14 protein-coding genes are annotated in these 13,319 nt (G+C 70.8%); 9 read left to right on the plus strand and 5 right to left on the minus strand.

Translation table 11 applies throughout. The features are described from left to right. Positions 1-40: 40 nt before the first annotated feature. Positions 41-547, minus strand: coding sequence for a hypothetical protein (locus tag GPA10_RS31920; protein ID WP_063803463.1), 507 nt, complete (start codon positions 545-547; stop codon positions 41-43). 452 nt (positions 548-999) lie between these two features. Here GPA10_RS31920 and GPA10_RS31925 point away from each other — a divergent pair, with 452 nt between their 5' ends. The 3 genes from GPA10_RS31925 to GPA10_RS31935 all read left to right on the plus strand — a co-directional run bounded on the left by GPA10_RS31925 (position 1,000) and on the right by GPA10_RS31935 (position 3,215). Then, entirely contained in the window at positions 1,000-1,563 is a 564-nt protein-coding gene (locus GPA10_RS31925) for a hypothetical protein (protein WP_157168505.1), read from the plus strand. A gap of 339 nt (positions 1,564-1,902) precedes the next feature. Then, positions 1,903-2,784, plus strand: coding sequence for an MEDS domain-containing protein (locus GPA10_RS31930; protein WP_157168506.1), 882 nt, complete (start codon positions 1,903-1,905; stop codon positions 2,782-2,784). Further along, positions 2,784-3,215: an ATP-binding protein gene (locus tag GPA10_RS31935; protein ID WP_079086036.1), complete on the plus strand. Its 432-nt coding sequence runs from the start codon at positions 2,784-2,786 to the stop codon at positions 3,213-3,215. The genes GPA10_RS31930 and GPA10_RS31935 overlap by 1 nt, the downstream gene beginning before the upstream one ends. 103 nt (positions 3,216-3,318) lie before the next feature. Here GPA10_RS31935 and GPA10_RS31940 read toward each other — a convergent pair whose 3' ends face one another. Then, the gene (locus GPA10_RS31940) at positions 3,319-3,522 is read right to left on the minus strand and encodes a cold-shock protein (protein ID WP_343041554.1); all 204 of its coding nucleotides are present in this window, start codon (positions 3,520-3,522) and stop codon (positions 3,319-3,321) included. A 214-nt stretch (positions 3,523-3,736) separates the two neighbouring features. Beyond that, complete coding sequence (locus tag GPA10_RS31945; protein WP_058846501.1) at positions 3,737-4,129, minus strand: hypothetical protein; 393 nt, start codon at positions 4,127-4,129, stop codon at positions 3,737-3,739. A gap of 359 nt (positions 4,130-4,488) precedes the next feature. On the opposite strand from GPA10_RS31945, the gene yddG reads away from it, so the two are divergent. Then, entirely contained in the window at positions 4,489-5,439 is a 951-nt protein-coding gene (gene yddG / locus GPA10_RS31950; RefSeq protein ID WP_241844840.1) for an aromatic amino acid exporter YddG, read from the plus strand. 151 nt (positions 5,440-5,590) lie between these two features. On the opposite strand, the gene GPA10_RS31955 is transcribed toward yddG, so the two are convergent. Continuing rightward, positions 5,591-7,396, minus strand: a complete 1,806-nt coding sequence (locus GPA10_RS31955; protein ID WP_157168507.1) for a B12-binding domain-containing radical SAM protein — start codon at positions 7,394-7,396, stop codon at positions 5,591-5,593. Positions 7,397-7,974: 578 nt separating this feature from the next. Here GPA10_RS31955 and GPA10_RS31960 point away from each other — a divergent pair. Together GPA10_RS31960 and GPA10_RS31965 are read left to right on the plus strand one after the other, a co-directional pair. Continuing rightward, positions 7,975-8,730 (plus strand): GAF and ANTAR domain-containing protein, encoded by a 756-nt coding sequence (locus GPA10_RS31960; RefSeq protein WP_157168508.1) that lies wholly within the window; start codon positions 7,975-7,977, stop codon positions 8,728-8,730. A 130-nt stretch (positions 8,731-8,860) separates the two neighbouring features. After that, positions 8,861-9,436 carry a DUF6221 family protein gene (locus GPA10_RS31965; RefSeq protein WP_157168509.1) on the plus strand — a complete coding sequence of 192 codons (576 nt, stop codon included), beginning with the start codon at positions 8,861-8,863 and terminating at the stop codon, positions 9,434-9,436. Positions 9,437-9,546: 110 nt separating this feature from the next. On the opposite strand, the gene GPA10_RS31970 is transcribed toward GPA10_RS31965, so the two are convergent. Next, positions 9,547-10,281 (minus strand): hypothetical protein, encoded by a 735-nt coding sequence (locus GPA10_RS31970; RefSeq protein ID WP_157168510.1) that lies wholly within the window; start codon positions 10,279-10,281, stop codon positions 9,547-9,549. A gap of 317 nt (positions 10,282-10,598) precedes the next feature. Here GPA10_RS31970 and GPA10_RS31975 point away from each other — a divergent pair, with 317 nt between their 5' ends. From GPA10_RS31975 to GPA10_RS31985, 3 genes are read left to right on the plus strand one after another with little or no spacing between them, the layout of a single operon-like run. After that, a complete protein-coding gene (locus tag GPA10_RS31975; protein ID WP_157168511.1) occupies positions 10,599-10,775 on the plus strand; it encodes a hypothetical protein in 177 nt (58 codons plus the stop codon). Positions 10,776-10,810: 35 nt separating this feature from the next. Continuing rightward, a complete protein-coding gene (locus GPA10_RS31980; RefSeq protein ID WP_246260176.1) occupies positions 10,811-11,869 on the plus strand; it encodes a radical SAM protein in 1,059 nt (352 codons plus the stop codon). Next, complete coding sequence (locus tag GPA10_RS31985) at positions 11,866-13,077, plus strand: hypothetical protein (protein ID WP_157168512.1); 1,212 nt, start codon at positions 11,866-11,868, stop codon at positions 13,075-13,077. Before GPA10_RS31980 ends, GPA10_RS31985 begins: the two co-directional genes overlap by 4 nt. Positions 13,078-13,319: the final 242 nt, after the last annotated feature.

Consider the following 13,319-nt stretch of genomic DNA (forward strand, 5'->3'; position numbering starts at 1 on the left):
GGGCACGTCACGCGGGTGAGGAGGTGAACGGCGGCCGGTGTCACTTGCGTGCGGTGAGCTCCACCAGCGTGTGCTCACGGCCGCCCGGGTCCGTGGATTCCCCGACGGGGGTGTAGCTGTTCGCCGGCACCGTGAACGACTTCTCGGTCCCCTCCACGGTCATGTCGACGTCGGTCGTGTAGGCGTTGCCCTTGATGCCGTACACCGAGGGGATCTCCAGGCTCAGATAGCCCTTGCTCCCTGTGACGCGGAAGCAGAACTTCTCCTGCTTGCCCCCACGGGCCCACACCTCCAGGAGGCCGGGGGCGCTGCCGCACGCGGCCAAGGTGATGTTTCCGTCCCCGCGTTTGAGCACGATGCCCAGATCCTGCCGGATCTTGTCGGCCCCGGGGTAGGTGAAGTCCTCCACGGCCGGAGGCATCGCGGTGTCCGCCGCGGCCCGCGGGGCGGCCGACTGCCCCGCGAACGCGGCACCGGAGTACAGCATGCCGACGCCGACGAGACCAGCGGCGCCCGCCGCGAGGGCGATCTTCGGAACAAGACGCATCGATCACTCTTCTCTGCGGGAGGTAACCAGCGCGAATATCGAGCTCCCCGGTCCTGCCGAGGGGCTCGGAAACCACTTCTGCCCACTGCTGCCGCCCTCTTCGGAACCAGACACGAGCGTCTGTGGGCGGTCCTTGCGCACGGTCTCCGGGTGCCGTCGCGGAACTTGCCACTGGCAACGGATGAGCCGGTGACTTGGCGCATCCTAGGCACGACAGCCGGTGAATCGTCAATCACACACCCCACTCGACACCCTCACAACTCCTTTGCCAGCAAAGGTATTTGAGCCACTCACGCATCCAGACGAAACAAACCTGCGACGCGTGGAGGCACCTGCGCGTCAGTACTTGTTGGCCTGCCGTTCCCCCAGCGGCCGACGCCGCACCGTCCACCGGGGCGAAACACCGGACGGCGGGTGCAGTCCCGGCGAGCCGAACGGAGCCGGAGGGCGGCTTGGACACCTCAATCAGCCAGATCGTGATCGCGGTCCTTGGTATCGGCGGCACCCTCGCCGCTGCCGTGATCACACAGCGCGGCGCCGACCGGGCCAGGGCGCGCGAGCTGGAGCACGCGCGGCGGCTCCAGCAGGACGAGCGGGAGCACGCCACGCGCCAGGCCCGGCTCGAAGCGCGGCGCACGTGCTACGCCGCGCTCAGCGCCGGTACGCGCGACCTGGCCAACGTGATGACGAACGTCCTGCACGCCCTGGAGCAGGACGAGATGACCGACGACCTGCGGTCGGATCTGGACCGGGCACGCCGCGAACACCGCATGCGGCACGCCGAGGCCCAGATGGTGCTCCCCGACTCGGTCGCGGAGACAGCCGGCACCGCGAACCGTCACCTCGGTGACCTCTACGGCCTGTTGCGGCGCCTCGACGCGGACACGGCCCGACCGGGGGAATCCCTGGAATCCGCCCGGCAGGGCTTGACCGGGCTCTGGGAACCCCTGTGGAGGATGCGCCACGTCATGCGCGTGGACCTCGGCATCACCGACCCCGACCAGGGGGCACCGTAGCGGCACCACCGTGCTGATCGACCCTGCGGAGGTCTGCCGGCCGGCGGGAGCCGGGCGCGGCACCGGCACGCCCCCGCCGGTCCTCGTTGGCTCGAACCCCTCGAACCCGCGCGGCAGCCCCGTACGGATCATCGACAGCCCGCACCGCCGGGGCGATCAGAAGCGCTCCGAACACCGTGAAGTCCGGGCACTTTCGCGCTCGTCCCGGTCACTTCCGGTGGAGTTCGGATCGGCTCGATGTCGTTCTCCGCCAGGAGAACCCGAGGGGCAAGGCGGACCGCTAGCGTGGGCCCGCGGGGTGGCCGTTGGGCCTTGGCCGCCGGGCCTTGGAGGTACGTGATGGCCGCTGCTGCGGGTTCGGCGTCTGCCGGGACGATTCCGGTACAGCAGCTCCGGGCGGGCGACCACGCCTTCGCCGGATACGGAGACGACGAAGCGGGCCGCGACGTGGTGGCCGCGTACGCCTGGGCGGGGCTGGCCAACCACGAGAAGGTCATGGTGTTCGCCGCCCCGCAGCTGACCGAGGGCGAGGTGTGGCGACGCCTCGACGCCCCGGGACCGCTGCTCGGTGCCGCACGCGACCGCGGACAGCTGGTGGTCAGCAGCATGCGCGCCCTCATCCACCCGGCCCGCAGTTTCACCCCGCGCAGGCAGTGGCAGCGCATCCAGGAGGAGACCGACCGCGCGCTCGCCGAGGGCTACCGGGGCCTGCGCACGTACATCGACATGCACTGGGTGGGCGACCTCGACGCCGACATCGCGGTGATGATGTACCGCGAATCCCATGCCGAGCACCTGTTCACCGACCGTCTCTACACCGAGATCTGCGCGTACGACAGCCGCTGCTTCTCCCCCGACGTGCTCGCGGCCATGCACCGGGCACACCCCTGCCGGCTCCTCCCGCACCTCGGAGCCCTGCACACCGAACACGCGGCCGACGTGGTGCGGCTCGTCGGCGAGGCGGACATCGCCACCCGGGAACAGTTCACAGCCGCCGTACGCGAAGGGCTGGCGCGCAGCGCGGAGGCCCGGCGGCTGACGGTGGACCTGTCCCGGGTCAGCTTCCTCAGCGCCGCCTGCAGCGTCGATCTGCTGCGCCTCGCCACGTCCGCCGCTCACGACCTGATCGAGGTCCGCTGCCGCTCCGCGGTGGCACGGATACTCCGCCGGGCGGACGCCGACCACATCCCCAACCTGCTCATCAGCGAGGTGAGCCCCTGATGACGGCGCCCGCCCCGGACGACCGGCCCGCCGCCCCCTCCCTGCTGGACTGCCCGTTCGTCCAGGGCGACCTGCCCCGGCTGCGGGTGCTCGTCGACCGGTACGCGGACCGCGAGGGTCTGCCCGAGCCCCGGCGCTGGGATTTCGTCGTGGCCGTCGACGCCGTGGCCAGCAACGCCATCGAGCACGCCGAGGGGGGCGGCACCCTGGTCCTGGAGCGCGCCGACGGGCATCTGGCGTGCCACATCCACGGCTCCGGGCCCGGATTCACCGCGGACGCCGTGCCGCAGGAGATGCCCGGGGCCGATGAGCACGCCGCCGGGCGCGGTCTGTGGCTCGCCTCCCTCATCACGGATCACCTCACCGTCTCCACCGGCGCCGACGGCAGTGTCGTCTCCCTCACCATGCGGCTTCCCCGCACTTCGACCTGACCCCGCCGGGGCCCCCTCCCGGCCTCGCCTCGCCGGAGGAGCAACACGCCGAGGCCCCGGAGCGGAATCCGCTCCGGGGCCCGGTGGTCACCTGGCCGCGTGGTCAGCGAGGGGTGATGTTCTCCGCCTGCGGGCCCTTCTGGCCCTGGGTGATGTCGAAGGACACGGCCTGGCCCTCCTGCAGCTCCCGGTAGCCGGTGCTGTTGATGTTCGAGTAGTGCGCGAAGACGTCCGGGCCTCCGCCGTCCTGCTGTATGAAGCCGAAGCCCTTTTCGGAGTTGAACCACTTCACGATTCCGCTGGCCACGCCGGTACCTCTCAGTAGATAGCGGGCCCGCACCGCGCGGACCCGTGAACGACGCCCTGGTCCGCGGGCACCGCACAGCAAAAAAGCCCACGCCACCGCGTGGGCAGGAGTGCGAACCACGACATCTGTCAGCGACGCTACACCGCGACAGGACTCACCACCAGAGAGCAACTGTCATCACGGCACCGGGCGCGGGCCCTCCTCCGCGCCGCGCTCAGGGCGCGCAGGCCTTGGTGACCTTTCCGGCCGCCCGGACGATCGGCGAGAGGTCGGGAGTCCTGTCGCCGTCGTCCACGGCGTCCTCCACGTTGTTCACGGCCTCCTCCATGTCGTCGACGGCCGCTATGACGTCGTCGTCGCTCTGCTTGTCCCGGATCTCGTCGAGGTTGTCCCTGATGCGGTCGAAGGTCTTGTCGTCCTCGTCCGGATAAAGGACCGCGTCCTGCGCGGCCTTCCTGAGCAGCCCGACGCTGTCGGACGCCGCGTCGGCCGCCCGCACACAGTCCACCGCGTCGCCGGGATCGCATCCCGTGAGCCCCATCCCCACGGGAGCGGCGAGGAGGACCGAGACGAGGGCGACGGTGATACGCCGGTGCCGTGTGGTCATGCGTGATTCCCTTTCCGAGCGCGGGCGTGCGGGCACAACGGGCGTGCGGCACACCGACACACACCCGCCTCTAAGAACGCCGGGGCGAGGTGACAAGGTTGTTGCGCGCCGCTGAACGTTCTCGCGCAAGCCACTCTTTGTCCGGAAGCCGCCCTCCGCATCCCTCCCGGAACTCCGCCCGGAACGCACCGTCGCAAGGGCACCCGAGCGCTCCGCGCGCTCTTCGTACCTGTCCTGCACGCGCTCTTCGTACCTGTCCTGAAAAGGACACGGGCGTTCCCGCCGCGCGCCCTACCATGTCCCGGTAGCCGTGTGCTGACGTACCGCTACCGGGCGTGGGGGACTGGAGGTCTGGGCGGGTGGACGCGGGGGACACGCAAGCCGATGCCGATGTCGTCGCTCCGGGAGGTGGGCGCGGCGCCGCGGCGTCCCCGGCGAGTCGGCTGCGGGCCACCGCGATCGGCGCGGTGGCCGTGCTGCTGTGGGCGGCGCTGGCCCTGGTGACCACGCTGACCGGGCGGATACCGCCGTTCCAGCTCACCGCGATGGCGTTCACGGTCGGCGGGATCATCGGCCTGCCCCGGGCGATCCGCAGCGGCAGAGCCGTCGCCCGCGGACTGCCCGGCGGCGCCTGGGCGCTCGGCGTCGGCGGCCTCTTCGGCTACCACTTCTTCTACTTCCTGGCCCTGCGCAACGCCCCCGCGGTGGACGCCGGCCTCATCGCCTATCTGTGGCCCCTGCTGATCGTCGTGTTCTCCGCGCTGCTTCCCGGGGAGCGGCTGCGCTGGTGGCACACGGCGGGCGCGGTGCTCGGGCTCGGCGGCACCTTCGTCCTGGTCACCGGCGGTCAAGGGGTGCAGCTGCGCGGGGAGTACCTGCTCGGGTACGGGGCGGCCGTCGTCTGCGCGCTCGTGTGGTCGGCCTACTCGGTGGCCAACCGCCGCCATCCGCAGGTCTCCACGGACATGGTCGCCTTCTTCTGCCTGGCGACGGCGGTGCTCGCGGCCGCCTGCCACCTGGTGTTCGAGACCACGGTGCGGCCTGACGGCTGGCAGTGGCTCGCCGTGCTCACCCTCGGCCTCGGTCCGGTCGGCGGCGCCTTCTACGTGTGGGACCACGGCACCAAGCACGGCGACATCCAACTCCTCGGCACCTTCTCGTACTTCGCCCCGCTGCTGTCCACCGCGCTGCTCGTCGCGACGGGGCGGGCCGATGCGAGCTGGCCCGTCGCAGCCGCCACCGTGCTGATCGCCGGTGGCGCCACCCTCGCGTCGGCGGACGCGCTGCGAGCGGCGCGCCGCCGCGGCTGAGCCGGGACCCGGGCCCGGGGAAGGGCCGGGCCCGGCCGGATCAGGAGGCGGAGCCTGAACAGGTGGCGGAGCCGGACCAGGCATCAGAGCTGCCGAGCAGATGTCGGAGCCAGGTCAGGCGTCGTAGGCCAGGTCAGGCTTCGGAGCCAGGTCAGGCGTCCACCGGCCAGGTCCCCCGGCGGACCATCTCCACCACCCTATCGGCGCCGTTGGCCCGCACCAGGAGTTCGAGGCGCATGCGCTCGATGTCCTCGGCGCTCCACTTGTCCGTCGCCATGGTCGCCTTCTCGTGCGACCAGCCGTTGTCGTAGTTGCGTACGACGTAGTCCTTCTGGAAGTCCCACATCTTCGTGCCCGGCAGCGGCGTGACGATGAACGGGTTGGCGTACGCCATGCCGTGGCCCATGAGCGTGACCGCGTAGTCGATGGTCTTCTCGACCTGGTCGAGGGACTCGACGTACGGCTCGCCGCCGGGCCGCTCGGGCGGGTTGACGAAGCCGAGCATGAAACCGCCGGTGACCTGGATGCCGTACTCGGTGAACATCTCCACGATCTCACCGGTCGCCTTCTGGAAGGCGTTGAGGCGGGGCTTTCCCGACTCGACCAGGCTGTCCTCGTTGGCGCTCTCCACCGCGAGGTAGACGCTGTAGCAGCCGCCGGCGGCCATGGCCTTGATCAGGCCCCGGCAGGTGAGCCCGGCCCGCATCGCCGCAAGGACGTTGCGGAAGTTGGGGTTGCGGCGCTCGCTGTCGTCCATGCTGTCCGCGAACTTGTTGCCCAGGTGCAGCAGGACGAGGTTGAACAGGCTCAGGCCGCCCTCCTCGACCCAGGGCAGATCGTGTTTGCGCAGGAGCTTGAAGGTCTCCATCGCGTACAGCGGGTCGTGCAGCAGGTGGTCGTCCTCGATGAGGACCTCGGTCACGCCCTGCTTGCGTATCTCGGCGAGGTGCAGGTCGAACCAGTCGGTGCCGAGTGCCCGCCACGGGCCGTTCACCATGGGGATGTAGCAGAAGTCGCAGCCGACGTTGCAGCCGATGGTCGAGAAGATCTGCGCCCAGGCCCCGTGGTCGCGCACGCGCTTGCCCGACGAGTGGTAGCCCTGCTCGTACTGGCGCATGTCCAGCATGCCGAAGTCGGGCAGCGGCATCATGCCGAGCCGCTGGTCGAGGCCTTGCCGCTTGGGCAGGATCCGCATGTACGGCGACACGGCGCTCGTCCGGACGACGGCGCCGTCGGCACGCCGGTAGGCGATGCCGGGCACGGCGTCGATGTCGCCGCCCTCCTCGGTCAGCGCCCGCAGCAGAGCGGTCAAGGTCTGGTCCGCCTCGTTGACGACCACGTGGTCGAAGGGGGAGTCCGGCACCGCGTACTGCCAGTCGCCGCTCGGGTGGGCGCCGCCGGTGACGGTCACGATGCCCGGGTCGATGTCCTTGACCAGGTCGGCGAGGGCGCGTGCGTTGCCCCACTGGACGGTGTAGATGCACTGGATGCCGACGACGTCCGGGTCGAAGTCCTCGATGAGGGCGCGCAGTTGCGCGTCGTCGAGGCCGTAGCGCACCAGGCTGCTGCCGCCCCCGAGGTCCACATGCCGGCGCTCCTGCTCCCAGCCGGCGAAGGGCGAGTCGACGATACGCACGTCGAACCCGCTGAGACGGGCGTTCGCCGCGATGCGCAGCAGGCCGATCGGGGTGCCCGCCCGCTTCATGACCTCGAAGGTGCCGAGGCCGAGTTCCTGGAAGCTGCTCCCTCGCGGTGACGGCTCCACGACGCGGGTGTACGAGGGTACGAGGAGCAGCACGCGGGGCGCTTCGCCGCGCGACCGGCGCCGGGTGCCGGACCGCGACGTACGCAGGGACGCGACGCCCAGGTGCCGCAGCGGTGGACGCTGCGGGGCACTGGAGAACTTGACGGAGGGTCTCTCGACGAGCACGGGCGCATGCGGAACGGTTCGCGTCATGAGCGCTCCATCTGTCCGGTCCGAACGGGAAAACCTTCAGATCGTGACCTCCCTCACACCCTGAAGACAGCGTTCCGCGGGGAATGGCGTGAATCGCCGGTGGGACGAGGAACTCCGCCTGGTTCTCGCCCTTGTCCCCCTGGCCGCACATCACCGCGCCGACCGCGGTGGCCTTCTTCTCGCGTTCCGGGGCCGCCCGGCAGACGGTGGGACCGGCCGCCGACGACCTGATCTCCGGCCGCTCCGAGTGCCCGTTCCGGTGCCCGCCCCGGTCGTCCCCTCTTCGTGCCCCGCTCCTGCACGGGCGGGGCTTCCCACGGCGGTGAAGAGTAGCCTTTCAGATACAAGACGTGGCTGCCCTCGCGATCCCGCCGGAGCTGCTTTCCGTGCACCCCCGCCCCTCGCGGTCGAACGGTCCGTGATGGGTGGCGTCATGCAGAGGAGCCGCCGTGTCCAAGAGCCGCCATGTCGAGGGGTCGGCATGCCGAAGAGCCGTCACGTCAAGGAACCGTCACGTCAAAGGGCTGTCACGTCAAGGAGCCATCTCATCGAGGAGTCGTCTCATCGAGGAGTGAGGGATGAGCAGGGAAGAGAAGATCACCGCAACCTTCGTGGAGCTCGCCGACACCTTGGCGGACGACTTCGACATCATCGGCTTCCTGCGGCGGCTTGCCTTCCGCTGCCGCAGCATCCTGGATGTCAGGGACGTCGCGGTCCTGCTGGCCCGCCCCGAGGGCCAGTTGTACAACCCGGCGCCCTGCGACTCCTCCCCCGCCCTGGCCGCGGTGCTCGACGCCGCCCTGCGCGAAGGCCCGGCAGCCGACGCGCACCACACGTGCGCCGCCGTCGCCACCGGCAGCCTCGCCCGTGCGCCCGGCGCCTGGCGCGATTTCACCGCACGGGCCGTGGACGCCGGCTACACCCACGCCCCCGCCGTGCCCCTGCGGCTGCGCCAGGACACTCTGGGCAGCGTGCTGCTCCTGCGCACCGGCGAGCACCCGCTGCCCGCCGCCGATCTCACGCTGGCGCAGGCCTTCGCCGACGCGGCCACCATCGGCCTGGTCCACGCGCGTACGCTCCGGCTGGCCGACACCCTCAACGAACAGCTGCAAGCCGCCCTGCACAGCCGCGTCCTCATCGAACAGGCCAAGGGCTTCCTCGCCGCACGCCACGGCATCTCCCCCGACAGCGCCTTCGACACCCTGCGCCGCCACGCACGCCGCCGACGCCTGCCGCTCGCCACCGTCGCCCGGGAGGTCATCGACATTCCGGACCTTCCCCGGCCGCGGTCCGCCCCCCGTCGTCGTTCGGGCCAGGACACACCGGCCGAGTGAGTGGATGCGCTCACGGCCCCGGCACACACGGACCAGAGGCTGACCGGACGCCTCAGAAGGGGCGACAACACGCGGCGCACGGCCGCCTGCGCGTCGGCACACCACGTATTGCGCACTGTCAGGAGGGACAATGCCGTTCCCTTTCGACACTTCCACCGCCCTCAACACCTTCGAGCGTTGCGAGCAGTTGTGCCGCACAGCCCGGGAGGCCGTCGGCAGGGCCCGTGAGATCCGGTCCGAGGCGGTGCGGATCCGGCAGGAAGCAGCGGCGGTACGGGCCGCCATGCGGCACCGACGCCGCCAGGACGACAGGAGCGGGCCCGCCCGGCCGACCGGCGCCCCCGCACCCGTGCACTCCGTGGCGGCCGCACAGCTCACCGCCCTGGCCGCGTTCGTCCACGCCCGTCTGGACGAAGAGGTGGCCGCGACCGGTCTCTTCCACGAACCCCGCTGCCCGGCGGGCCGCGCTCCGGGCGCTCCCGACACGCCCGGCACGCCCGGCTGCCGCTGTCCCGTCCCGCACCGTATGCACCAGGACATCGCGATCCGCAGGAGCATCGTGCACACCAGCCAGGCCGCCATACGCGACGCCGACCACGGCTCCCCCCACTGGCCGCACGACGAACTGTCGGCGCTGTTGCACCTGAAGGCCCTCGCCCTGTCCTACGAAACGCACGGACTGTGGCAGGAGGAATGGCGGCCGTGAGAAGCCGTCACCGACCTGGGCCTCTCCTCCGTGCCGGACGAGAGGCCCGCCCCCCGTTCGCCCCCGTGCCCCGCGACGAAGAAGCACCCGAGTAACGGCGGAGGAGACGCCTATCCCTCCCGCAGGCGCACCGTCGCACGTCCTGATGCCGGATCACGTTCCAGCACCACGTACCGGCCGAGGACGGCGAGGGCGACCAGGCAGCCGCTCATCTCGAAGCCCTCCTCGACGATCGTTCCCAGCATCAGCGCGGTGCTGTGGCCGTTGGCGTGCGACCAGCCGTTGAGCGCCTCGATCACCAGCGCCCCGCCCAGATACACGGCCAGGGCGCCGAGCAGCCCGTACCGCAGGTCGCGGGGGAGTTTCCGGGCCCACAGCAAGGCGCACACGGTGCCCACGACCGCGAGGAGCGCGCCGGGCAGCACCCAGGCGTGCGTGGGCAGCGAGCCCCCGGCCCACTCCTTCCACGACTTGCCGACCTCGCCGAGGCGCTCGTGCAGCGAGACCGTCTCATCGATGCTGAGCAGCGCGGTGGCGGCGGCGAGCCCGAGCCAGGACAGCCGCCCCGGCCGCACGCCGCGCCCGCTCAGCAGCGCGGCGACCACCGCCATGCCTGTCACGGCCAGCAAGAGCGTGCTGTTCCACCAAGTGGCCAGGTTGGCCTCGACGTCGACGTTCACCAACTCGCGGACGGTCGGTATGGGGTCGTAGTGGTTGTAGGCACGCGTACCGAGGTCGGCGACGAGTAACGCCGCTGTGGCACCCGCGGCGAGCCGCAGGACGCGGTGGGCCCGCGGTCTCGTACGGTCCACCACGAGTTGTTCGTGGGTTTGAGTATCGGTCATGCGTACGGAGGCTAGCCCCTTGATCGGAAGACGGGGAGCCCGGGGCACCGCGCACGATCCCTGCCCCGTGGAAGATCCTCTGTCCGAAGTCTTTCCGTGGCGGGCCGAGACCGCACCCTGCCGCCCACCGCCTCAGTGGCCTTCTCCCGCCTCTCCAACTCCCCCCTCTCACAGCCGTGTTAACTCGAAGGAGTGATTCGGCGCCCGGCCCCTGCGCCTTTCATTGTCCGCCGGGGTGACGCGCAGTACGCATGGGTCCAGCCGGAGGCACCTCGGGTGTACTCGGATCACTGGTGATCAGAAGAGAGGAGGACGGCGTGAGTGACAAACTCTCCGAGCTTCTCGCCGGGTTGTCGCCGTCCGACGTGTCGATCGATTCCCTGGGACGCATCGTGATCACGGATCCGGAACTGGCGAAACAGTTCCGGGAGCTGTCGGACGGGTCGGCCATGCTCGTTCCCAATCAGTCCTGCAACCACGGCTGCGGCGGCTGAGAAGACCACAGGAGAGGTGAACGGAGGCGACCTCGATGGGGGCAGGATCGGGTGACGGCAACGAAGCGGTCATCGTCCGGGAGCGAATGCACTCCCTGCGCAATGACGTCTTCCATCTCATCCTGCTCCCGACGGAGCAGTGCAACTTCCGCTGTACGTACTGTTACGAGGACTTCTCGGTCGGGCGCATGCGGCCCGGGGTCGTCGACGGGGTGAAGGCGCTGATCGGGCAGCGCCTCGGCGACCTGAAGGTCCTCGACATCTCCTGGTTCGGCGGTGAGCCGCTGCTCGCGGCGGACATCGTCGAGGACGTCTCGCGCTTCGTCGCGGACGCGGCCCCCGCGCACGGGCTGCGCCACCGCGGCGATGTCACGACCAATGGATATCTCCTCACCGGAGCCATGGTCGAACGGTTGGCCGGGCTGGGTGTCTCGTCCTTCCAGGTCTCCCTGGACGGCCCGGAGCACCTGCACGACAGGACACGGCTCAGGGCGGACGGACGGGGGTCGTTCGCCAAACTGTGGCAGAACCTGCTGACGATCCGGCACGGGACGTGGCCCGTGACGGTGACGCTGCGGGTGCACCTGACACCGGCCAACCTGCCGGAGATGCCGGAGTTCCTGGCCCTGATCCGGGACACCTTCCTCGCCGACACGCGCTTCTCGGTGCACCTGAAGGCCGTGGAGCGCCTCGGCGGACCGCACGACAAGACCATGGACATCGTCGACAAGTCCACGCGCTCCCACGTCATCGCGGACCTGAGAGAGATCCTGCGGACGGAGCGACGCACCGCGACCACTCCCGACGCGCCCGTCTGCTACGCGGCCCGCCCCAACTCCCTGATGATCCGGGCCGACGGACGGCTCGGCAAGTGCACGGTGTCGTTGAACGACCCGGCGAACGACCTCGGGGTCCTGCGCCCCGACGGCACGCTGGAGTTCCACGACGGCCGCCTCGCACCGTGGCTCCGCGGCTGGCAGTCCGGCAACGAGAACAACCTGGCCTGTCCCGCCGACGGCTTCACGCTCAAGGACGACACCCCCGACGAACCCGTACTCCTCCAGATCACTCCGGCACCGGGGCGAATCCGGTGAGGGCGGACGACACCAGGGCCGCCTCGTCGCGGGCACTGCCGTCACGGGACTTCCTGCGCCACCACGAACGGCTGCTGCGGCCACCGCTGGACACCTGGGCCGAGGAACTGCGCACACGGCTCGACGACGCGTTGAGCACGGACACGGCCCACGACCCGCGTGCCATGGACACCGTCTCCTCCCTCATGAACAAGGCGGGGTTCGTGCTGGCCTGCGCCGGTGACCTGCGGTGCGCCCAGCATCTGTGCGAACGCCAGCTGGACTGGGTGGCCGGGTGCCACCGGGACCGTGCGGACGCGGGCACGCTCAGCCACGCCTTCCAGCCGTGGATCAACCTGGGACGGCTGCACGCCCTGCGCGGGGACACCCGCAGGGCCCGGGAGCACTTCGCGCTCGGCACGGCCGCCGCCCGGCAGGACGAGCTGTCCCTCGGGCCGTGCGTGCTCCCGCGGGGCGCCTGGCCCGCGGTGTTCGCGGCGGCCCCGGAGCTGCGGGACGTCCTGTGGAACGCGCAGACCCTGGAAACGCTCAAGGCGTACCTCGTCACCGGCGACATCGCGGGCATGGCGACCGCGCTCAGCCACCTGCGGGACGCCGTGCCCCCGGCGTGGCACGCCTTCCTCACGGAGGGAGAGGTGCTGCGGCTCCTGCATCAGGGCGACGCGGAGGAGGCACGGGCGCGGGCCGGCCGCGAGAACGGCGGGTCCCCGTACGACGAGGTGGCCTTCCGGCTGCACGCGGCGACGGCGGGCGCCATGCTGGGCGAGGAACTCCCCTTGCGCCACCGCCTGGTGGAGCTGGCCGTGTTCCTGACGCAAGTGCTGCCCAGCCGCCCCAAGGACGCCCCCACCGTGCTCCGCCAGCTCAGGCATCTGGCCCGGCTCCTGGAGACGACCGGCGAGCGGCGCTACGCCCTCGCCGTCGCCCTCCACGGCCTCGATGTCTGCGACGTCCACGACGACCAGCCCCTGCGGTTCGGCTTTCTGCGGACCGCGCTGCGCGTGGCGCCGGGGCACCCACGCACGCGCGCGTGGAAGCGCGCGCTCCGGCACCTCACGGACCGCAGCTTGTACTGGGAGATCCACCGCGGGGCACGGTCCGGCGGCAGCCCCCTGCGGAATGCCCCCGCCTTCTCCCGCCTCGTCGGGGCGGTGGAGCGTGCCGGTGGCCCCCGGCACGCGGCCGCCGTCCGCGGAACGGGGCCGTGAGGAACGGCAGGGAACGGGGAACAAGGAACGGCAGGAATAGGAAACCTGTGCCCTGGTTACTCAGGTTACGGCGGGTTCGGCAGTGAGCCCGTCCCCCGCTCCTCGCTTCGCGGCGGGAGCGGGGACCCGCACCAGGAGTGAGGCCACGCACCAGGAGCGGGGCCACGCCTCGGGTGCCTGGACACGCCCGTGGGCTCAGAGCGGGCGCGACGGCTGGAAGCACCCTTGCCCGGCGCCTCGGA

The organism is Streptomyces typhae, from assembly GCF_009755605.1.
GTDB classification, from domain to species: Bacteria; Actinomycetota; Actinomycetes; order Streptomycetales; family Streptomycetaceae; genus Streptomyces; species Streptomyces typhae.

What these genes read in the sequence shown, in the direction of transcription:
- GPA10_RS31920 (WP_063803463.1), bottom strand. Translation starts at nt 547, where the DNA reads ATGCGTCTTGTTCCGAAGATCGCCCTCGCGGCGGGCGCCGCTGGTCTC.
- GPA10_RS31930 (WP_157168506.1), top strand. Translation starts at nt 1,903, where the DNA reads ATGGCCGCTGCTGCGGGTTCGGCGTCTGCCGGGACGATTCCGGTACAG.
- GPA10_RS31935 (WP_079086036.1), top strand. Translation starts at nt 2,784, where the DNA reads ATGACGGCGCCCGCCCCGGACGACCGGCCCGCCGCCCCCTCCCTGCTG.
- GPA10_RS31945 (WP_058846501.1), bottom strand. Translation starts at nt 4,129, where the DNA reads ATGACCACACGGCACCGGCGTATCACCGTCGCCCTCGTCTCGGTCCTC.
- GPA10_RS31955 (WP_157168507.1), bottom strand. Translation starts at nt 7,396, where the DNA reads ATGACGCGAACCGTTCCGCATGCGCCCGTGCTCGTCGAGAGACCCTCC.
- GPA10_RS31960 (WP_157168508.1), top strand. Translation starts at nt 7,975, where the DNA reads ATGAGCAGGGAAGAGAAGATCACCGCAACCTTCGTGGAGCTCGCCGAC.
- GPA10_RS31965 (WP_157168509.1), top strand. Translation starts at nt 8,861, where the DNA reads ATGCCGTTCCCTTTCGACACTTCCACCGCCCTCAACACCTTCGAGCGT.
- GPA10_RS31970 (WP_157168510.1), bottom strand. Translation starts at nt 10,281, where the DNA reads ATGACCGATACTCAAACCCACGAACAACTCGTGGTGGACCGTACGAGA.
- GPA10_RS31980 (WP_246260176.1), top strand. Translation starts at nt 10,811, where the DNA reads ATGGGGGCAGGATCGGGTGACGGCAACGAAGCGGTCATCGTCCGGGAG.